Genomic DNA, 20,627 nt, shown 5'->3' on the forward strand with positions numbered 1-20,627 from the left:
GGGCTATTGTTATCAATCATATTTATTTAATAATGCAACTATAAGGAAAGCCTGGTACAGGGAATTGTACTAGGCTTTTGTTTTTCTTTAAGTGTGTTTTTTACATTTATTTGCATAGGTTTGAAGGAAGAATTGTTCAGCAATGGTTGTTTTGTACATGTTGATGAATACAACCGGAGCGGCCATTTGAAAAATATTAAAAGGGAGAAAACTCATGAATCTTCTTCAAGAAAGCTTTGCCAGGAGCAAGTCCATAAAGGGCGATTGCCGTTTTATACAATTGTTGTGTATTGCTCTTTTTCTTTGTGTTGCTACACTATCTTCTGCACAAAAATCTTCCGTTTCAAAAATCAAGGTGAAAGACAATAGCGTTCCTAATGAGCTTGTCAAAAACATGACCTGGACTTCTGACAATGGTAATGGCACTTTTACCAATCCTCTGTTTTATGATGAGTTTTCAGACCCCGACCTGATCAGGGTAGGCGATGATTATTACCTCACAGGCACTACAATGCATACGATGCCGGGTCTGCCGGTGCTGCACTCAAAGGACCTGGTAAACTGGGAGTTTTTGACCTATGCTGCGGACAAGCTTGACTTTGGCCCCGAATTCAGGCTGGAGAATGGACGTGATATTTACGGCCAGGGTATCTGGGCGCCTTCCTTCCGGTATCATAAAGGTAAATTCTACATCTTCAGCAATGTTAACAGGTATAATACCCATTTATATACAGCAACAGATCCAAAAGGACCATGGACGCATACCAAGATGAATAAGTCATTCCATGACTTGTCTGTACTTTTTGATGATGATGGAAAAGTATATGTGGTCTGGGGATATGATGAGGTGAGAATTGCTGAATTGAACGATGAGCTGACAGATACCAAACCAGGAACGGAGCAGGTAATTGTGCCTAGAGAAAGCGGTGCCGGTGAGGGTTGTCATTTTTATAAGATCAATGGGAAGTATTATATCACCAATACTAACTATGACCCGCTTTGTTACCAGGTGTGCCTGCGCGCCGATCAGCCAACAGGTCCTTATGAGATCAATGTGATGAGTGCCGAGGAAAGCCTTGGAATTGGCACTGGTTACCAGTTAAGAGATACCAGGAATGGTCCTCCTTTCAATATCACTAAGCCTACAGAAAATTTCGTGGGTTGTATTCCCATGCACCAGGGTGGTATCGTACAGACACAATCCGGCGAATGGTGGGGGTGGTCGATGATGGACCATAATTCTATCGGTCGTTTGGTATGCCTGTCGCCAGTGACCTGGCAAAACGGGTGGCCTTATTTTGGTTTGCCTGGTAACCTGACCCGTTCGCCCCGTACGTGGGTAAAGCCAAATACAGGATTTAGCGCACAACCCAAGGCACCATATGAAAGGAGTGATGATTTTTCCGGTTCATCCTTTAAGCCTATTTGGCAATGGAATCATGTGCCGGTGGATGGGAAGTGGTCGCTTACAGCCCGCAAGGGATATTTGCGCCTGCAATCGTTGCCTGCCAAGGATTTCTGGAGTGCCCGTAATTCGTTAACACAAAGAGCTGTGGGACCAGAGTCTATAGTTACAACAGAAGTGGATGTGAAAGGTTTGAAGGCAGGAGATGTGGCTGGATTTGCTTTGTTAAATCTTCCTTATGCCTGGATCGGGTTGAGTAAGAATGGGAACAATATTGAAGTGCAGCAGTTCAACCAGCAAACCGGTCAAACAGATAAAGCCCAGCTGAATAGCTCACGTGTATGGTTAAGGGCAGATTGCAATTTTGATACTGAAAAGGCAAGGTTTAGTTACAGTACTGATGGTACAAGCTTTCAGCCGTTGGGTGAAGAATTTATCATGGTGTTCCAGTTAAGAACATTCCAGGGTGTGCGTTTTGCCTTGTTCAATTACAATACGGCAGGTGTTGAAGGAGGTTATGCAGATTTTAATGATTTTATAGTGACAGAGCCACGCTCAAAAGGGCTTACCAGGCCTATTCCTTACGGAAAGTCAATAACGCTTACCAGTCTGGCAGATAGTACTGTATTGGTGAATTGGAAAGGTTTTGTGCGCCCTGTACCCAGTTCAGATCCGCTGGCGAAAGGTGCGGCTGCCCGTTTCCGTGTGGTAGATCGTGGTAATGGACGGATAGCATTGCAATCGGAAGTTGGTGATGGTTTTGTAACGGTGAAAGGAATGGGGAGCATGGCAGAAGTGAGGATTGAAAAGGAGGCGAAAGGTGATGCTTCTGTATTTCAGTGGCAGGATATGTTGAGGGGTGATCTGATGCTGATGTCGATGGCAACACACCGCTATTTGTTTGCAGATCCGGGTGCGAAGAGTTTGACATCCGCGGACGCACCAGGGACGAGGCCGGATCGGAAGGATGGGGCGTGTTTTGGGTGGACAATACACACCCCCTAGTCCGCCATGGGCGGAGAGCGTCAGCGCTGCAAAGCCTGAAATTGTTTATAATCTTTTATGGATAGATAATCTTTATAAAGCAGGTTGAGGTTAGTGTTCTCAACCTGCTTTTTTATTAAGTAGTTTGATCGCAATCTTTTTTGAATGTCCGTTTTCCGAGAAAAAGTTTGTATTTTCTCGGTCCATAACCCCTCATACGAATTATGCAAAGAACGAAAGTTGCCATTCTAGGGGCCGGCTTTGTTTCGGACATCCACATGGAAAGTTACCACCGTTTTGTACCGGAAGCAGAAGTGGTAGCCGTTTATACCCGCAATGAGAAAAAAGCAAAGGCATTCGCTGAAAAACACAATATTCCGCAGTGCTACGATCAACTGGACCAAATCATTGATGAATCAGGCTGTGAAGTCGTGGATATCTGTTTGCCCAATTATCTTCATGCTTCTACTGTGCTTAGGGCCGCAGCAGCCGGTAAACATATTATTATTGAGAAGCCTTTGGCTGTTACATTAGAAGAAGCTGATGCTATGATAGAGGCTTGTAAAGCGGCTGGAGTCAAACTAATGTATGCTGAAGAATTATGCTTCGCTCCTAAATATGAAAGGGTGCGGCAATTGGTGAAAGAGGGAGCTGTCGGAGAAATTTATATGTTGAAACAATCCGAGAAACATTCAGGTCCACATTCAGATTGGTTTTATGATGTAAATCTTGCAGGGGGTGGTGTTTTGATGGATATGGGGTGTCATGGAATTGCCTGGTTCCGTTGGATGCTTAATAATGCCAAAGCTGTAAGTGTGTATGCTACTATGTCGACAGTGTTGCATAAAGAGAGAACGAAGGGGGAAGACTTTTCTGTGGTTATTATTGAATTCAATGATGGGGTTACTGCAGTTGTGGAAAATAGTTGGGCCAAACATGGAGGAATGGATGACCGTAGTGAAGTATATGGAACCGGAGGGGTTATTTATGCAGATTTGTTTATGGGTAATGCAGCGATTTCCTACAGTAAACATGGCTATGGTTATGCCATGGAAAAGGCTGATACCACAATGGGATGGAGCTTTACTGTGTTTGAAGAAGTCTTTAACCAGGGATATCCGCATGAACTAAAACACTTTATTGAATGCGTACAGCAGAACAAGGAGCCTTTGGTTACAGGTGAGGATGGCAGGGCAGTTCTTGAAATCATCTATGCAGCCTATGCTTCCGCTGCACAAGGGAAAAAGATCATGCTTCCTTTTACGCCTGAGTCTAAAAGTTTGAAACCTATTGAGCTTTGGTTGGGAAAGTTTCCTGAAACAGTGGGCTGATGGGATTGAAGATTATTAATGATTACGATTATTTTTCCATGGAGATATTTATTGCTGATACTTATCAAGAAATGTCTAGTTTGGCGGCTCAGGATCTTTTGAGTCTGATGCAAGAGCGTGAGCGACCTGTTCTGAGTCCAGCTTCAGGTGATAGTCCAACTGGTTTGTACAGGGAAATTGTAAGGCGCTTTCAAGCGAGAGAGGTGGATGTTTCAAAATGGAAGTTCGTAAGCCTGGATGAATGGGCAGGTATGAATGGGAGTGATGAGGGAAGTTGCCGTTATTACTTAAACCAACAATTGTTTTATCCCTTACAGCTTTCACAAGATCAAATCTTTTTCTTTGATGGTAAGGCTTACAATTTAGAAGCAGAGTGTGAGCGGATTGAACGATTTATCAAAGAGCAAGACGGCATTGATGTAGCTGTTGTTGGAGTAGGGATGAATGGCCATGTGGGTCTAAATGAGCCGGGCGTTAATCCTTCGCTACGTTCACATATCATGAACCTGGATGCAGTAACAAAACAGGTGGGGCAGAAGTATTTTAAAGAACAGAAACAACTTACAAAGGGTATTACACTAGGACTTGGTAACCTTATGGAAGCCCGCTACATATTTCTGTTAATCAGCGGGGCTCATAAGGCTGATATTGCGCAGAAGGTATTGCAAGGTCCCATTTCAGAACAGTTACCTGCCAGTTTATTAAGACATCATCCCGGTTTACGGGTATACATGGATAGGGAAGCTGCTACAGGATTAGAAGAACGTTAGCTATGAACAAAAACAGCAATATCGGAATAGACCTTGGTGGGACTAATGTCCGCGGTGGCTTGGTGACGGAAAGAGGTTTGTCCCATATCTTAAATCAGCGTATTCACGGAAGTGGTTCGGTTGAGGAAGTATTGCAGGGGCTGTTCGGATTTACTGATCAGTTGATCAGCAACTCTGTGGCTTCTATTGGTATTGGCGTGCCGGGACTTGTGGATGCGGAAACAGGGCTTGTTTTTGATGTGGTGAATATTCCTTCCTGGAAGGAGGTGCCTTTGCAAAGGCTTATGGAAGATCGTTATGGAATACCGGTAGCGATCAATAACGATGCTAATTGCTTTGCACTTGGCGAGTTTTATTTTGGAAAAGGGAAAGGCTGCAATTCCATGTTGGGATTGACCATTGGCACGGGCCTGGGATCGGGTATTATCATCAATCAAAAATTATATGCTGGTCGACATTGTGGTGCCGGAGAGTTTGGAATGATCGAATACCTGGACAAGTATTATGAATACTATGCCAGCGGACAATTTTTCCAGAATGTGCATGGTGTTGATGGAGAAACTGTATTTCAACAGGCAGAGGCGGGTGATGCAAATGCTATCAGGATGTATGAGGAATTGGGTGCTCACCTGGGTAATGCCATCAAGACGATCCTGTATGCCTTGGATGTTGATTTGATTGTTCTCGGAGGATCTGTACGGTATGCATGGCGGCATTTTCATAAAACCATGTGGGAGCGGATTGAGACGTTTGCATATCAAAGGGCATTGAGGGATCTGAGGATTGAAGTGTCTGAGCTTGGAAATAGCGGGATATTGGGGGCGGCAGCCTTGTATCATGATTTACACTAAAGATTGCTACATATGAAGAAGTTTATTGTTTTTTATGCGTTTGCATTATTGTTATTGGGTGGATGTTCGAGTAATAAAGGAAAGTCATCGAATGTGAAAGCAGAAACCAACGAACAATCGGATGGATGGATCTCTTTGTTTGATGGAAAGACTATCAAAGGGTGGCATACATATGGTAAAACAGAGGCAGGCACAGCATGGAAAGTAGAGGATGGCGCATTGCACCTAGATGCTTCTCAGAAGGATGAGTGGCAAACAAAAGGAGGCGGTGATCTTGTGTCTGATGAGGAATTCGAAGACTTCCATTTGCAATTGGAGTGGAAGATATCAAGGGCCGGAAATAGTGGAATCATATTTTATGTGCATGAAGAACCATCAAAGTATGAACAAACCTGGAATACAGGAATGGAAATGCAGGTCGCAGATAACGATGAGAATGAAGATGGTAAAATCAATAAACACAGGGCCGGTGAATTGTATGATCTTATACCTGCTTCAAAAGACGTCATCAAGAAGGCTGGAGAATGGAATGCAGTAGAGATTATTTCCAATAATGGAAAGTTGGATTTTTATGTAAATGGGACGCACACTTTATCTACATCACTTTGGGATGATAACTGGAAGAATTTGATCGCACAAAGCAAGTTTAATACTATGCCTGATTTTGGTACATTTAGAAAAGGACGGATTGCATTACAGGATCATGGGGCTGATGTTTGGTTCAGGCATATCAGGATAAAAAAACTTTAAGTTACTTCTTACGCAGAAGTAAAGGATTATGAGATCTTCATTACTACTTCTCCTTAAAAGCCTTTGGAGTTACACCAAACTTTGACTTGAATACAGTGGAGAAATAGGCTGGAGAGGAGAAGCCTACTTTGTAAGCAATTTCACTGACCGTTGCTTCTTCATGTTGCAAGAGGTATTTTGCTTTTTGCAGCCTTGTATTCAGGATGTAATCATTGACGTTAATGTTTAGCAATGCTTTTACTTTTCTATATAGTTGAACCCTTGAAATCGCCATTGCTTTGCATACGTCATCCACACTGAAGTCTTCGTTCGCAATATTGCTTTCCACCAGGGTTGTAAATTCATTGATGAATTTCCGGTCCAGTTTTCCAACGGTTTGCGTCTTCAGGTTGGAAGACAAATCTCCGGTAAAATGTTCTTTCAACCGGGCCCGGTTGGCCATCAGGCTTTTGATCGTTTGTTCTAAAAAATGCACATTGAAAGGCTTTGTAATGTAGGCATCAGCCCTGTTCTTCATGCCTTCAATTTGCTGTTCTACACTTGATTTGGCAGTTAACAGGATAATGGGTATGTGTGAAGTGCGGATGTCGTTTTTGAAGATATTGGTCAAGGCCATACCATCCTTTCCTGGGATTACCACATCGCAGATGATCAGATCGGGTATGTTGTCGAATGCCTGCTGGAGCGCTGTTTGGCCATTATCTGCCTCCAGTATCTCATATTCTGTATTGAATTTGCGAGCGAGAAATGCGCTTAGGTCAGCATTGTCTTCAATTATTAAAATTGATTGCTCTTTCGCGTTTTTCACGTCTACTGTTTCCTGTTTTGCGACCGGGATGGATTGAAGGTCGGAAGTATAGATCTTTTCCTGTTCATATAATGCGGCCTGGTTGTATTCGCCTTCGATCATTTCTTCTTCGCACAGGTGTTCTTTGCCTAATGGCAGGCGGAACTCAAAGGTGGTGCCTTTCCATTTCTCACTGTTTACTGAAATGGAGCCTTTGTGCAGTTGGATAAGTTCTTTAGACAGTGCCAGCCCTAGACCAGAACCCTTGTAATTTTCATAGTCGCCCTGGTAAAATATTTCAAAGGCATGTTGCAGTGCATTTTGGGAAATACCGACTCCATTATCTTCTACCTTGACTACCGCTTCGTTATCTTCTTTAGTCACATACACATGTATAAAGCCATTGTCATTGGTGAACTTAAAAGCATTTGACAACAGGTTGAAGATCACTTTGTCGATCATTGTGGCATCCATCCAGATGTTTAGTTGTCGTTCATTGGTGATAAGGCGAAGGTCGATACCTCTTTTTTGAGCGATGCTCTTGTAAGATTGCACGATTTCAGAAATAAAGGTGATCAGGTCATTTTCCGAGGCCTTCAATTTCATTTTATCTGCTTCGATCTTACGGAAGTCCATGAGTTGATTAACTAGTCTTAAGAGGCGCATTACGTTTTTCTGGACAAGGGACAAGCTTTGGTTGGTGGTATAAGAGTTTTTGGTGTTCGTCAATAATTCCTCCAGAGGTCCCAGGATGAGTGTCAAAGGCGTGCGGAATTCGTGGGAAATATTGGTAAAGAAGTTGACTTTTGCTTCATTGGCGGCTTGTGCTTTGGCCGACATGATTTCCAGTTGTGCTTTCTGGTCTGAGATCTCCAGGTTTTGAAACAGGAGTTGTTTATTGATCTTCCTGTTTTCTCTAAGGGAATAGAACGCCAGTCCTCCCAGTATGATGGCAAGAGCCAGGGATAACACCATAATGTATAGGAGGGTGCGTTGATTGTTATAGATCCTTACCTGCTCTGTGATCAGGGTTTGCTGCCGTTCAATTTGCTGCTGCTGGCTGGCCACCTTGGCAGCTTGTAACTGCATGATGCGTACGTTGGTAAAGTCAATAACGGTGGTTTGCAGCAGGTTTTGCTTTTCAAATTTTTCTTTGTTCAGGATTTTCAAGGCTGTTCTAATGGCCTCTTCTCCGCCGGTTGGGTACAACATGGTGGCTGTAATGACTTTGCCTGATACTAAGTCTAAACCAGCGCCTTTACCTGGCAGACCATCTACTCCAATAATTTTGGGTTTGGTTGCCATTCCTTTTGCTTTGAACACCTCATATGTACCCAGCGCCATTCTGTCGTTTTGGGCAAAAAACAGATTGACACCAGGATATTGCCCTGGGATAGCTGCCAGTTTGCTTTGGGCTTTTTCTTTCAGCCACTCGCCGTTTACCTGTTTCACGATCTTTACAGATGGATAGTTTTTCAAAGCATCCACAAATCCATTATGTCTTTCAATGGCTGGAGATGATTTTGGCAGACCTGTCACTTCGATGATATTCCCTTGACCGTTCAGTAACTGTGCTGCATACTGGCCCGCCATTTTTCCCACTTCATAATTATCGCCACCAACATAAGCTGAGTAGAGTGGTGTTGAAATTTTGCGATCCACAACAATTACTGGGATGTTTTGTTTATAGGTTTCCTCAACAATTGGAGTAAGTGGATCTGCTTCATTAGGAGAGATAATGAGCAGATCAATGTTTTTGCTCAATAATTCTTTTACCTGTGTGATTTGTTTTTGGCTGTTGCCATCTGCCTGTTTATAAAGAAATGTAACGTTGGGATGGAAGCTCAGTTCCCGTTTCATTTCCTCCAGCATCGTTTTTCTCCAGAGGTCAGATTCCACGCATTGAGAGAATGCGATCGTGAACTGTTCCTGCTTCTTTTTGGTTGTACAAGCTGTAAAGAAAAGGATCAAAATGATTCCCAGAAAGGAAAGATAATGTTGGTAACGTTTAATAGGCATATCGCAATCGATTCGTAATCAAAAAAGTCGCGGTAGTTAGGTTTAGAAGCTGTTGGTAGTGAAGTTAACTATAATGGCTGTAAATATATAATTGTCTGGCAGTCTGCTGGTTTTTTGTCTTTTGAAGGCAGCGTTTTTATGGTACAATTTCAAAATAAATGAATACAATTTCTAAAACTAATTATAAAGGTATTCAATTTTGGCAAGCAATAGTTGTTGATTATCAGTTGTTTATATTCGGTGGTCATTTTATTCTAAAACAAAAGAAATTGAAACAGGAATAAATTGCTATTCTTCATTTTGCTTATATCATCAATTTTTAAAAATAAAATACCAACTTTGTGTCTTAGATACACATTTTTAATTTTTCTGCCTTTACTTTGCCAAGTAATGATCAGATAATTGGAACCAAATCATTAAAACGATGAGCCATGTGAAATTCAAGTATAGATCCTTGTTTCTCCGCACTTTTTTATTTCCAGAAAAATTCCATAAAAAATTTTAAACACCGGGTAAAAATGAAAAAATTTCTATTGTTGACTTTCCTTTCCTGGATCTTATTAGGCATTGCCACTGCGCAAGAATTAAAATCCCCAGGTGGTAAGTTTACTATGAACTTCGCTCTGCAAAGTGATGGATCGCCTATATATACACTTACCTATAAAGGAAAAGTGGTCATTAAGCCCAGTAAATTGGGGTTGGAGTTAAAGTACGAAGAGCCTAAGATGAAAGAAGGGGCGGAGGCGGACATGAAACAAAAAATTGCTAATCCTAAAGCTTCACTATTTGACAATTTTTCAGTAGTGGATACAAAGACTTCCTCTTTCGATGAAAGTTGGTCACCTGTTTGGGGAGAATTGAAGACCATTCGCAATCACTACAACGAAATGGCAGTTACGTTGCAACAAAAAGACACCGAAAGACGGATGATCATCCGGTTCCGCCTTTTTGATGACGGGCTTGGGTTCCGATATGAGTTTCCTTCCCAGAAAAACTTAATCTACTTTGTTATTAAGGAAGAAAGGACTCAGTTTGCGATGACAGGTGATCATACCGCCATTTGGCTGCCAGGGGATTACGACACCCAGGAATATGATTATACGACATCAAAGCTGTCGGAAATCAGGGGTTTGATGGATAAAGCAATCACTCCTAATGCATCCCAAACACCTTTTTCTCCTACGGGTGTTCAAACCTCATTGATGCTGAAGAGTACTGATGGCCTGTACATTAATATACATGAAGCGGCTTTGATTAATTATGGTTGTATGCATTTAAACCTGGATGATCAAAATATGGTCTTTCAGGCTTGGTTAACGCCAGATGCAAACGGAGATAAAGGGTATATGCAGGCTCCATGCACTAGTCCCTGGCGTACTGTGATGGCAAGTGACGATGCCCGCGATATCGTGGCGTCCAAGATGATCTATAATTTAAATGAACCTAATAAAATCAAAGAAACCTCATGGATCAAACCAGTGAAATATGTAGGAGTCTGGTGGGAAATGATCACAGGTAAATCTACATGGTCTTACACAGACGAATATCCTTCTGTTCAACTTGGGGTTACAGATTATTCTAAAGCAAAACCAAATGGAAAACACGGTGCCACTACGGCTAATGTAAAGAAGTATATTGATTTTGCTGCTCAAAATGGCTTTGGTGGCGTATTGGTAGAAGGATGGAATGTTGGTTGGGAAGACTGGTTTGGCAATTCAAAAGATTATGTTTTTGATTTTGTTACGCCTTATCCTGATTTCAACATTCAGGAGTTAAGCGATTACGCCAAATCAAAAGGCGTTAAGCTGATCATGCACCATGAATCTTCCAGTTCTGTTCGCAACTATGAGCGTCATATAGATACGGCTTATAAGTTTATGAAGAAATACGGTTATGATGCTGTGAAAAGCGGATATGTGGGGAATATTGTTCCACGAGGTGAATATCATTACAGCCAGTGGATCAACAATCACTACTTGTATGCTATTCAAAAAGCGGCTGAATATCAAATCATGGTCAATGCCCATGAGGCCGTGCGTCCAACTGGTATAGCCCGTACTTACCCGAATTTGATTGGTAATGAATCAGCCAGGGGAACAGAATACCAGGCATTTGGCGGTACCAAAGCCAATCACGTCACCATACTTCCATTTACACGTTTACTGGGAGGTCCTATGGATTATACACCAGGCATATTTGAAATGGATCTCAGTAAGGTCAATCCATCCAACCATTCGCATGTGAACAGTACCCTTGCCAATCAACTGGCGTTATATGTAACTATGTACAGTCCACTGCAAATGGCTGCTGATCTTCCTGAGAATTATAACAGGTTCCCGGATGCTTTTCAATTTATTAAGGATGTAGCAGTAGATTGGCAAGACAGTAAATACCTGGAGGCAGAACCAGGGGAGTATATTACAGTGGCCCGTAAGGCAAAAGATACAGGTAAATGGTTTTTGGGTAGTGTAAATGGCTATAATGCCCGCACTGCAACCATAACATTAGACTTTTTGGATGCAGGTAAAAAATATGTAGCAACTATTTATGCTGATGCAAAGGATGCGGATTATAAGACCAAACCACAAGCCTACTCCATCCGTAAATTGGTTGTCAATAACAAATCAAAACTATCGCAGTTTGCTGCACCAGGCGGAGGGTTTGCAGTCAGTTTTGAAGAGGGAGATAAGATTAAAAAGTAAGCATTCAATAAATGAGTTGCCGGAGTTATTTCCGGCAATTTTTTTATGTGAAGAAAAGTAAAGCATGTCGTATTTTTAATAACATCATTGACTGAAAAAGGTAAATGTAATAACCCTTTTGTCGCTCAAAATAATGCCTAATGAGAAGAATATTATTCACATTTCCAAGCCTTCTTCTATTTGCCGCCTTACATGCCCAGCAACAACCAACCCGTTTGATCATTCGGGGAGATGATATGGGCTACACACATTCTGGTAACGAAGCCCTGATCAAATGTTATAAAGAAGGAATTGAAACCTCCATTGAAGTCATCGTGCCTTCACCTTGGTTCCCTGAAGCGGTGAAATTTCTAAGGCAAAATCCAGGCGTGGATGTAGGTGTTCATTTAGCATTGACCAGTGAATGGGAGAATATTAAGTGGAGGCCTTTAACCAATTGCCCCAGCCTTACAGTCAGTAACGGATATCACAAGTAAATAAGGAATATATTGCAGACGCTTATATGTCATTTCGTATGAACAAACGATTGCTTATCTTTTTACTTCCCTTTGCAATAACTGCTTGTAAAACTTTGAAAAATACAATGGAGCACAACAATCAAACACAAGTGAAAGGTAAAATCGTTATATACCAGGTGTTTACCCGACTTTTTGGTAATACAAAGACAACCAACAAGCCATGGGGTACGATCGAGGAAAATGGTGTTGGCAAATTCTCTGACTTTACTGATAAAGCACTTGAGGAAATCAAAGGTTTGGGCGCCACGCATATATGGTATACTGGTGTGCCGCACCATGCCGTTATTCGAGATTATACATCTATAGGTGTTAGTAATGATGATCCGGATGTGGTGAAAGGGCGTGCAGGTTCACCATACGCTGTTAAGGATTATTACAATGTGAACCCTGACTTAGCAACTGATCCTGCCAAACGTTTGGATGAGTTCAAGACATTAGTTGATAGAACACATAAACATGGTTTGAAGGTAATTATTGATATCGTACCGAACCATGTTGCGCGCCAATATGTTTCTGTTCACAAGCCAGGTGGAGTTCAGGATTTTGGAGCTACTGATGATACCAGTGTTGAATACAAGCGTGACAACAACTTTTACTATATTCCCGGGCAAAGTTTCCAGGTGCCTTATGCGCCCAATGGCTATAAGCCTTTAGGCGGAGAACCGCATCCTCTTAGTGATGGTAAATTTGATGAAAGCCCGGCAAAATGGACAGGGAATGGCAGTCGCCGTGCACTGCCAAATATCGATGACTGGTATGAGACTGTAAAGATCAACTATGGTGTGCGTCCTGAAGGAACCAAAGATTTTGACACCCTGCCTGCAGAATATGCTACCAAGCAGATAGCTGATCACTATGCCTTTTGGAAGGAGAAAGTTGTGCCCTCCTCTTGGAAGAAGTTCCGGGACATTGCCTTGTTCTGGTTAAAATTGGGTGTTGATGGATTTCGCTTCGATATGGCTGAAATGGTTCCTGTAGAATTTTGGAGTTATATGAATTCAGCCATCAAAACAGCTAAACCTTCTGCTGTATTGATTGCTGAAATTTATAACCCTGCAGAATACCGTAATTATATCCATATTGGAAAAATGGATTACCTCTATGATAAGGTTGATTTCTACGACAGGACAAGGGATGTTATTCAGGGCCGTGGTGGAACTGATATTTTAGCATCCATTCAGCAGCGGTATGCAGATATAGAGCATCATTTACTTCATTTTTTAGAGAATCATGATGAGCAGCGCATTGCAAGTCCTGAGTTTGCTGGTAACCCTGAAAAGGCAAAACCTGGTATGGTAGTGTCAGCAACCATCAGTACATCGCCAACAATGATCTATTTTGGACAAGAGTTAGGAGAGCCCGGTGCGGAGCATGCAGGTTTTGGAAGTCCATCACGTACTTCTATTTTTGATTATGTTGGTGTGCCCCATCATCAGCGGTGGATGAACGGGGGTAAGTTTGATGGGGCGCAATTGTCGGCGTCTGAACTGGAGCTTCGTGACTTTTACAAAAGGCTGCTCAATTTAACCAGGAGCAGTTCTGCCTTTACTGGCAAATATGCAGATCTTCATCACTGGAACCGACTGAGATCGGAGGGATACCATAACCGGCTGTTTTCGTTTGCCAGGTGGAGTAATGATCAAAAACTTATCGTATTCTCTAATTTCAGTGATCAAGCAGGTTTCACAGGTAGTTTACATGTGACTGCTCCTGTTATTAAAGATTGGGGCTTGAAAGATGGCAGTTACCGGTTAAAGGATGAACTTTATGGAAAATTAATTGTTACCATGCAGGTGGTGAATGGAGAGGGACAGATGGAACTTTCTGTTCAGCCATTAGAATCATTGGTGCTTTCGCTTGAATAAGTTGGCTGTGTGGCTATTGTGAGCGTTTGAAAAGCTTTGGTTAATCTGTGCCCGGTATGCTTTAATATTTAAATTCCTGGGCCATGAAACTATATAAGTATTTCACCGCTTTGTGTTTAAGCACAATTATGGTTGTTCCTTTCTGTATGGCTCAAACAAAAACGACATCTAACGATTTTTCAACTAGTTTTTCCGGGCGCAAATGGTGGAAAGAAGCCGTTATATACCAGATTTACCCGCGTAGCTTTAAAGATAGCGATGGAGATGGAGTCGGTGACTTGAAAGGTATCATTTCCAAACTTGATTACATCAAAAGTTTGGGTGTAGATGCAGTATGGCTGAATCCTATCTATTCTTCTCCGAATGATGATAATGGTTATGACATTAGCGATTACCGCAACATCATGAAGGAGTTTGGAACGATGGAAGATTTCGATGCAATGTTGAAGGGCATGCACGACCGTAATATTAAGCTGATCATGGATTTGGTTGTCAACCACAGCAGCGATGAACATGAATGGTTCAAGCAATCCAGAAGTTCCCGTTCCAGCCCATACCGGAATTACTATCATTGGTGGGATGCAGAAAGAGGTAAGCCGCCCTATCGTTATAGCTTGTTTGATGTCAACCATGATGCATGGATGTACGACTCGTTGACCAATGCTTATTATCTGCACTATTTTTCTCGAAAGCAACCTGATCTGAATTGGGAAAATCCCAAGGTGCGCCAGGAGGTTTTTGATATTATGAGATTTTGGGCAGATAAGGGCATTGATGGTTTCAGGCTCGATGCTTTTCAATTTGTAGCTAAAGACACTACTTTTCCTTATTTCCCCAAAGGCTTTGAAAAGAATTTTATTCAATATTATGCCATGCAGGGGAATTTGCATGGATACCTGCAGGAGATGAATAAGGAGGTGTTGAGTAAGTATGATGTTATGAGTGTGGCGGAGGGCGCAGGAAACACTTTTGAAGACGCACACAATTTAGTGGATGAAGATCGCCATGAACTGAACATGGCTTATGCTTTTGAGGGTGTAGACATTGCTAAGATGGAAGGATATAGCCTCCTACATTTTAAAAATGTGTTCAGTAAATGGGATAGTGCTTTTGCAGAAAAGGGGTGGTTAGCTATATTCCTTGCTAATCATGACCAGGCAAGACTGGTCAGCAGATTTGGAAACGATAGCCCTGCATTCAGAGAGGTGTCTTCCAAGATGCTGACTACATTTATTTTGACCATGAGAGGCACTTCTTTTTATTATAATGGCGATGAGTTGGGGATGGCCAATGCCGGATTTGAAAAAATAGAAGATTTCAGGGATGTACAAACTCTGAACGAATACCAGTATCAAAAGAATACCGGGGGAGATTTGAATAAAGTTATGGCTCGTATCAAATTTGGAAGCAGGGATAATAGCCGGACTCCATTTCAGTGGGACAATTCAGCCAATGCGGGTTTTACAACGAGTAATCCATGGATAAAAGTAGCTTCCAATTATAAAACAATCAATGCTGCTGCTCAGGAAAAGGATACTAATAGCTGTCTGAATTACTTCAGGAATTTAGTGAAGTTGCGAAAGGAACAACTGGCTCTGGTGTACGGCAAGTATACATTACTGGATAAAGGCAATCCCGCTGTTTATGCTTACACCAGGGAGTGGGAAGGAATGAAGTTGCTGGTATTGCTTAATTTTACCAATAAAACTGCCAGAACCAAAACTGGTCTCAACCTTGCCTCATCAACTGTATTATTGGATAATTATAGTAATCCTTCCAAAAACGGAGTTTTAAAGCCTTTTGAAGCTATTATTTACGAGGTGCATTAAGTATGTGTTCAATAGCATGTCATAAATAAAACTATTTGGGTACAGAGTTTGAGCCAGAAATAAATTAGTTGTGTTATTGAAACCAGGAAATGTAAGTTCAGCAATTCCAATCTATTCTATGCAATTGTCTTCAACTTAACCACTAATTCATTAAATCCCTTGCTTTATGAGTGATTGCGCTCTACACCGTCTTGCTGTTCTCCCTGTATTTTTGCTCCTTATAACTCAAATTACCTTAGCACAAACAAAAACAGTGAGTGGTCTGGTCACTGATACTTCGGGAGCAGGTTTACCAGGTGTAACCATTACTGCAAGAGGGGTTAATGGAGGTACAATTACAAATACCACAGGAAATTTTATTTTAACCATACCAACCAATGTAGTCACACTGGTCTTTACTTCAATAGGTTTTCAGCGGCAAGAAGTAAGCATTACTGATCAGTTAAACATAACCGTGACTATGCAGACAAGTGCTATTACAAGCCTTAATGAAGTTGTGGTCATTGGTTATGGTACGCAACGAAGGCGAGAGCTTACAGGTTCTGTGGCTACGGTGGGTGCAAGAGATTTTCAGCAAGGTGCAATTACTACTCCGGAACAATTGATTGCGGGAAAAGTAGCGGGTGTTTCTATTATTTCAAATAATGGTGCTCCGGGGGCTGGAAGTACGATTCGTATTCGGGGCCTGGCTTCTTTAAATGCCAGTAACGATCCCCTGATTATTGTCGATGATTTACCATTGGCCCCTGCCAGATCTACCAGCGGTACATCGGCTATAGCAGGTTCTCCTGATCCGTTGAGCTTAATTAACCCCAATGATATTGAGTCTTTCACCATTTTAAAAGATCCATCATCTACTGCTATTTATGGTTCACGTGCTTCCAATGGAGTTGTTATCATTACGACTAAAAAAGGAAAAGTTGTTAAACCTGTTATTAATTTTAATACAAAGTTTTCTGTTTCAGAGGTATACAGAACTGTTGATGTTTTTTCTGTCGAGCAGTTCCGTAATTATGTTGATACAACTGGTACCACTGCTCAAAAGGCTTTAATGGGAAGTGCTGCAACAAATTGGCAGGATGAAATTTATCAAACTGCACTTACTACCGATAATAATGTAAGCATTACAGGTTCCCTGAATCAATTGAATAAAATGCCTTATAGAGTTTCAGCAGGCTATTTATTCCAGGAAGGTATTCTTACTACTGATGAGTTAAAACGTACTTCTGGTGGTATTAGTTTAAGCCCCAGGTTATTTGCCAATCATCTTATCATCGACTTTAATTTAAAGGGTGCGATCAGTAAATGTCGTTTTGCTAACAGGAGTGCCATTGGCGCTGCTGTAAACTTTGATCCAACACAGCCTGTAAATGTTACAAGTCCGTTTGGTAATTATTTTGAATGGGCAACCATAGGTTCGAACGGAGTGGTTACCCTCAATCCTAATGCACCTCGCAATCCTGTTGGGCTACTCCGTCTGAAATGGGACAAGAGCACTGTTGAGAGAAGTTTTGGGAATGTACTGTTTGATTACAGTTTTCATTTTTTACCAGACCTTCATGCTCATTTAAATTTAGGATATGATATTGCGAAAGGTGAAGGTACTATATATGTACCTGCTGAAGCAGCACAGAGTTGGGCTACCCAGGGCATGAATAACGAGTATTCGCAACGTACCAATAATAAAGTAGTAGAGTTTTATTTTAACTATAATAAGACAGTCGACGCCATTCGAAGCAATATCAATGCAACAGCTGGCTATGGATACTATGACAACAAGACAAAAAATTATAATTTTCCAAGCTTTAGTGCAAATGGTGATACGATAGCAGGATCTGTACCGATTTTCCCCTTTGATATTCCAAGGAATACGTTGATCTCTTACTACGGCCGTTTGATCTATACGTATAATACCAAGTATATAGTGGCCGCCTCTATCCGTACAGACGGTTCTTCCCGTTTTGCTCCGGACGTGCGTTGGGGTGTTTTCCCTTCTGTAGCTTTTACATGGAGAGTAAAGGATGAAGCAATCCTGAAAAATTCAAAAGCACTTTCTGATTTGAAACTTCGGTTGAGTTATGGCGTTACGGGTAACCAGGAAAATATTTCCAACTATTCTTATTTGTCAACTTATTCATTGAGTCAAAATGCTTCCCAATACCAGTTCGGTAATACTTTTTACAGTATGTTCACGCCCGCAGCTTATGTTTCTGACATTCAGTGGGAAGAAACTGATGCTTATAATGTAGGGCTGGATTATGGCTTTATCAATAATCGCATTGTTGGAAGTGTCGAGTATTATAATAAGAAGACCAAGAATCTTTTAGGGCCTGTTAATATTCCGGTAGGCTCGAATTTTACGAATCTTGTTACAACTAATGTAGGCAACCTCACCAATAGGGGATTTGAATTTAGTATTAGTGCTACACCTATAAGGAAAGAGGATTTTACCTGGGATGTAAGTGTTAACTACGCAAATAATAAAACCGAAATTACCAACCTTTCCCTTACTGCTTCAAAAGACACCACTTTCCTTGGCTTTCCTGTTGGTGGTATTACAGGTGCTACAGGACAGAACATCCAGATTCATACGGTTGGTTATAGTCCTTTTGCATTCTTTGTGTTCAAGCAATTGTATCATGTAAATGGAAAACCTATCGAGGGCGCGTATGAAGATTTGAATCGTGATGGAATTATCAATCAAAAAGATCAGTACCGTTTCCGGTCTCCATTTCCCAACCATATTTTAGGTTTCAATACACAGGTTACTTATCGAAAATGGAGTCTGAATACAGTATTGCGTGCCAACTTCGGGAATTATGTGTATAATAATGTAGCGTCAAACCTCGGTGTTCAAAGAAATCTCCTGAATCCAAGTGGTGTGCTTGGTAATGCGCATACAGACATATTGAAAACGGGCTTTATCAATAATCAGTTTCAATCAGATTACTATATACAGAATGCTGAATTTGTTCGGATGGATAATCTGGGTATTAACTATAATGCCGGTCATGTATTCCATAATGAGATCAATCTGCTTTTACAACTGAATTGTCAGAATGTGTTTGTGATTACACCTTATGAGGGAACAGATCCTGAGATTTATGGTGGCATCGATAATAACTTTTATCCCAGGCCAAGGATATTTACTTTGGGTGTGAATCTTGATTTTTAATGTCTCGTTTTATAAAGTAAATGCATGCCGTATGAAAAACAATTTATTAAGAATATTTGTTTTTGTTGTAGTTCTAACAGGCATTTTTACTTCCTGTAATAAAGATTTGGATCGTACACCAACGAATGAAACAACTGCCGATGCTGCTTACAGCTCCGCAGAAGGTTATAAGCAGGCATTGGCAAAAGTGTATGGCAGTTATGCATTAACCGGCAGTTCCGGACCAAACAGTACCGATTTAGGTGGTATAGATCCGGGCACCTCAGACTTTTTACGTTTATACTGGGTTGCGCAGGAAATAACCACAGATGAAGCTATGATCATTTGGAGTGATCCGGGCTTGCCTGAATTTCATAACCTGAACTGGAGTTCCAGTAATGTTATGCTAACAGGTTTGTATAACAGGTGTCTTTATCAAATTACCGTATGCAATGAGTTTATAAGAGAAGCTTCTGATGGCAAATTAAGTAGCCGGGGCATAACAGGTACAGCTGCGGATTCTGTTCGTTTCTACAGGGCTGAAGCTCGTTTTTTAAGAGCGTTTCAGTATTGGGTAGTTATGGACTTATTTGCCAATCCGCCATTTGTAACAGAGACTGACCCTATTGGATCTTATTTGCCAAAACAAATCAGCAGGGCCAATTTATTTAACTATATAGAATCTGAGTTGAAGGCGATTGAAGGAGGGATGATTGCGCCAAGGCAAAATGAATATGGCAGGGTTGACCAGGCCGCAGTATGGGCGTTGTTGGCCCGGTTATACCTGAATGCAGAAGTTTATCTGGGCCAGGGCAATGGCAGGTTTACTGATGCAATTACATATGCCAGCAAAGTCATTAATTCCGGCTATACGTTATCTCCCAACTATAGATATCTATTTTTAGCGGACAATAACACTAATAATAATGAGATTTTATTGCCCATTAATTATGATGGCGTGTTTACACAAAATTGGGGTGGTACAACATTCATCATTAATGCTGCCATCAATAATGAGTTAAACCCGCCTGCTTTTGGGGTGCCTACTGGAGGGTGGGGTGGTATGCGTAGTACTAAAAATCTGCCATTATTGTTTGGTGATTATAGTGGCAATACAGACAAACGAGCCATGTTTGTCGGTTCTACCTTGGAAATCACAGATCCTTCGGTCTATAAGCAAGGTTTGGCTGTTGTGAAGTTTAAAAATATCACTTCTACTGGTGCTACACCATCATCAGCTAATGGAACCTTTGCCTCTACAGATTTTCCCCTTTTCCGTTTAAGTGAAATGTATCTGGTTTATGCAGAGGCTGTATTGAGAGGAGGTGCCGGAGGCAGCATGACGACTGCTTTGCAATATATCAACTCGCTTCGCACCCGCGCTTTTGGCAACACAGGAGGCAATCTAAATACATTGACCCTGAATGACATCCTTGATGAAAGAGGCCGTGAATTATATTGGGAAGCATACCGCCGCACCGATCTGATACGTTTCGGCATATTTACCAGTGCGTCTTATTTATGGCCCTGGAAAGGTGGAGTGCAGGGCGGAAGAGGTGTTGATCCTAAATATAATATTTTCCCAATACCGGCTACGGATATTATTGCTAATCCCAACCTGGCACAAAATACCGGGTATTGACCCTAATTTATGCCTTTAAT

General features: G+C 41.5%; 12 protein-coding genes. 11 read left to right on the forward strand and 1 reads right to left on the reverse strand.

Going from position 1 to position 20,627, the window contains the following annotated elements:
- Window positions 1-214: 214 nt before the first annotated feature.
- The 5 genes from OCK74_RS06100 to OCK74_RS06120 all read left to right on the forward strand — a co-directional run bounded on the left by OCK74_RS06100 (window position 215) and on the right by OCK74_RS06120 (window position 6,091).
- On the forward strand, window positions 215-2,410 hold the full coding sequence (locus tag OCK74_RS06100) for a family 43 glycosylhydrolase (RefSeq protein WP_279296124.1): 2,196 nt from the start codon (window positions 215-217) through the stop codon (window positions 2,408-2,410).
- A 203-nt stretch (window positions 2,411-2,613) separates the two neighbouring features.
- The gene (locus OCK74_RS06105) at window positions 2,614-3,720 is read left to right on the forward strand and encodes a Gfo/Idh/MocA family protein (protein WP_279296125.1); all 1,107 of its coding nucleotides are present in this window, start codon (window positions 2,614-2,616) and stop codon (window positions 3,718-3,720) included.
- A complete protein-coding gene (locus OCK74_RS06110; protein WP_279296126.1) occupies window positions 3,720-4,490 on the forward strand; it encodes a glucosamine-6-phosphate deaminase in 771 nt (256 codons plus the stop codon). Before OCK74_RS06105 ends, OCK74_RS06110 begins: the two co-directional genes overlap by 1 nt.
- Before the next feature lie 2 nt (window positions 4,491-4,492).
- Window positions 4,493-5,341: an ROK family protein gene (locus tag OCK74_RS06115; RefSeq protein WP_279296127.1), complete on the forward strand. Its 849-nt coding sequence runs from the start codon at window positions 4,493-4,495 to the stop codon at window positions 5,339-5,341.
- 12 nt (window positions 5,342-5,353) lie between these two features.
- Window positions 5,354-6,091, forward strand: a complete 738-nt coding sequence (locus OCK74_RS06120) for a 3-keto-disaccharide hydrolase (protein WP_279296128.1) — start codon at window positions 5,354-5,356, stop codon at window positions 6,089-6,091.
- 43 nt (window positions 6,092-6,134) lie between these two features.
- Here the strand turns inward: OCK74_RS06120 and OCK74_RS06125 are convergent, their stop codons facing one another.
- Entirely contained in the window at window positions 6,135-8,897 is a 2,763-nt protein-coding gene (locus OCK74_RS06125) for a hybrid sensor histidine kinase/response regulator transcription factor (RefSeq protein WP_279296129.1), read from the reverse strand.
- 518 nt (window positions 8,898-9,415) lie between these two features.
- Here OCK74_RS06125 and OCK74_RS06130 point away from each other — a divergent pair.
- From OCK74_RS06130 to OCK74_RS06155, 6 genes are all read left to right on the forward strand, one after another.
- Window positions 9,416-11,599, forward strand: a complete 2,184-nt coding sequence (locus OCK74_RS06130; protein WP_279296130.1) for a glycoside hydrolase family 97 protein — start codon at window positions 9,416-9,418, stop codon at window positions 11,597-11,599.
- A gap of 140 nt (window positions 11,600-11,739) precedes the next feature.
- Window positions 11,740-12,075 (forward strand): ChbG/HpnK family deacetylase, encoded by a 336-nt coding sequence (locus OCK74_RS06135; RefSeq protein ID WP_279296131.1) that lies wholly within the window; start codon window positions 11,740-11,742, stop codon window positions 12,073-12,075.
- A gap of 107 nt (window positions 12,076-12,182) precedes the next feature.
- Window positions 12,183-13,982, forward strand: a complete 1,800-nt coding sequence (locus tag OCK74_RS06140; RefSeq protein ID WP_279296132.1) for an alpha-amylase family glycosyl hydrolase — start codon at window positions 12,183-12,185, stop codon at window positions 13,980-13,982.
- 83 nt (window positions 13,983-14,065) lie between these two features.
- Window positions 14,066-15,811 carry a glycoside hydrolase family 13 protein gene (locus OCK74_RS06145; RefSeq protein ID WP_279296133.1) on the forward strand — a complete coding sequence of 582 codons (1,746 nt, stop codon included), beginning with the start codon at window positions 14,066-14,068 and terminating at the stop codon, window positions 15,809-15,811.
- 166 nt (window positions 15,812-15,977) lie between these two features.
- A complete protein-coding gene (locus tag OCK74_RS06150; RefSeq protein WP_279296134.1) occupies window positions 15,978-18,986 on the forward strand; it encodes a SusC/RagA family TonB-linked outer membrane protein in 3,009 nt (1,002 codons plus the stop codon).
- Between the two features lie 31 nt (window positions 18,987-19,017).
- Window positions 19,018-20,607 (forward strand): RagB/SusD family nutrient uptake outer membrane protein, encoded by a 1,590-nt coding sequence (locus OCK74_RS06155; RefSeq protein WP_279296135.1) that lies wholly within the window; start codon window positions 19,018-19,020, stop codon window positions 20,605-20,607.
- The last annotated feature ends 20 nt before the right edge of the window (window positions 20,608-20,627 follow it).

Source organism: Paraflavisolibacter caeni, assembly GCF_025628885.1.
Taxonomy (GTDB): domain Bacteria; phylum Bacteroidota; class Bacteroidia; order Chitinophagales; family Chitinophagaceae; genus Flavisolibacter; species Flavisolibacter caeni.

What these genes read in the sequence shown, in the direction of transcription:
- OCK74_RS06100 (WP_279296124.1), top strand. Translation starts at nt 215, where the DNA reads ATGAATCTTCTTCAAGAAAGCTTTGCCAGGAGCAAGTCCATAAAGGGC.
- OCK74_RS06105 (WP_279296125.1), top strand. Translation starts at nt 2,614, where the DNA reads ATGCAAAGAACGAAAGTTGCCATTCTAGGGGCCGGCTTTGTTTCGGAC.
- OCK74_RS06110 (WP_279296126.1), top strand. Translation starts at nt 3,720, where the DNA reads ATGGGATTGAAGATTATTAATGATTACGATTATTTTTCCATGGAGATA.
- OCK74_RS06115 (WP_279296127.1), top strand. Translation starts at nt 4,493, where the DNA reads ATGAACAAAAACAGCAATATCGGAATAGACCTTGGTGGGACTAATGTC.
- OCK74_RS06120 (WP_279296128.1), top strand. Translation starts at nt 5,354, where the DNA reads ATGAAGAAGTTTATTGTTTTTTATGCGTTTGCATTATTGTTATTGGGT.
- OCK74_RS06125 (WP_279296129.1), bottom strand. Translation starts at nt 8,897, where the DNA reads ATGCCTATTAAACGTTACCAACATTATCTTTCCTTTCTGGGAATCATT.
- OCK74_RS06130 (WP_279296130.1), top strand. Translation starts at nt 9,416, where the DNA reads ATGAAAAAATTTCTATTGTTGACTTTCCTTTCCTGGATCTTATTAGGC.
- OCK74_RS06135 (WP_279296131.1), top strand. Translation starts at nt 11,740, where the DNA reads ATGAGAAGAATATTATTCACATTTCCAAGCCTTCTTCTATTTGCCGCC.
- OCK74_RS06140 (WP_279296132.1), top strand. Translation starts at nt 12,183, where the DNA reads ATGGAGCACAACAATCAAACACAAGTGAAAGGTAAAATCGTTATATAC.
- OCK74_RS06145 (WP_279296133.1), top strand. Translation starts at nt 14,066, where the DNA reads ATGAAACTATATAAGTATTTCACCGCTTTGTGTTTAAGCACAATTATG.
- OCK74_RS06150 (WP_279296134.1), top strand. Translation starts at nt 15,978, where the DNA reads ATGAGTGATTGCGCTCTACACCGTCTTGCTGTTCTCCCTGTATTTTTG.
- OCK74_RS06155 (WP_279296135.1), top strand. Translation starts at nt 19,018, where the DNA reads ATGAAAAACAATTTATTAAGAATATTTGTTTTTGTTGTAGTTCTAACA.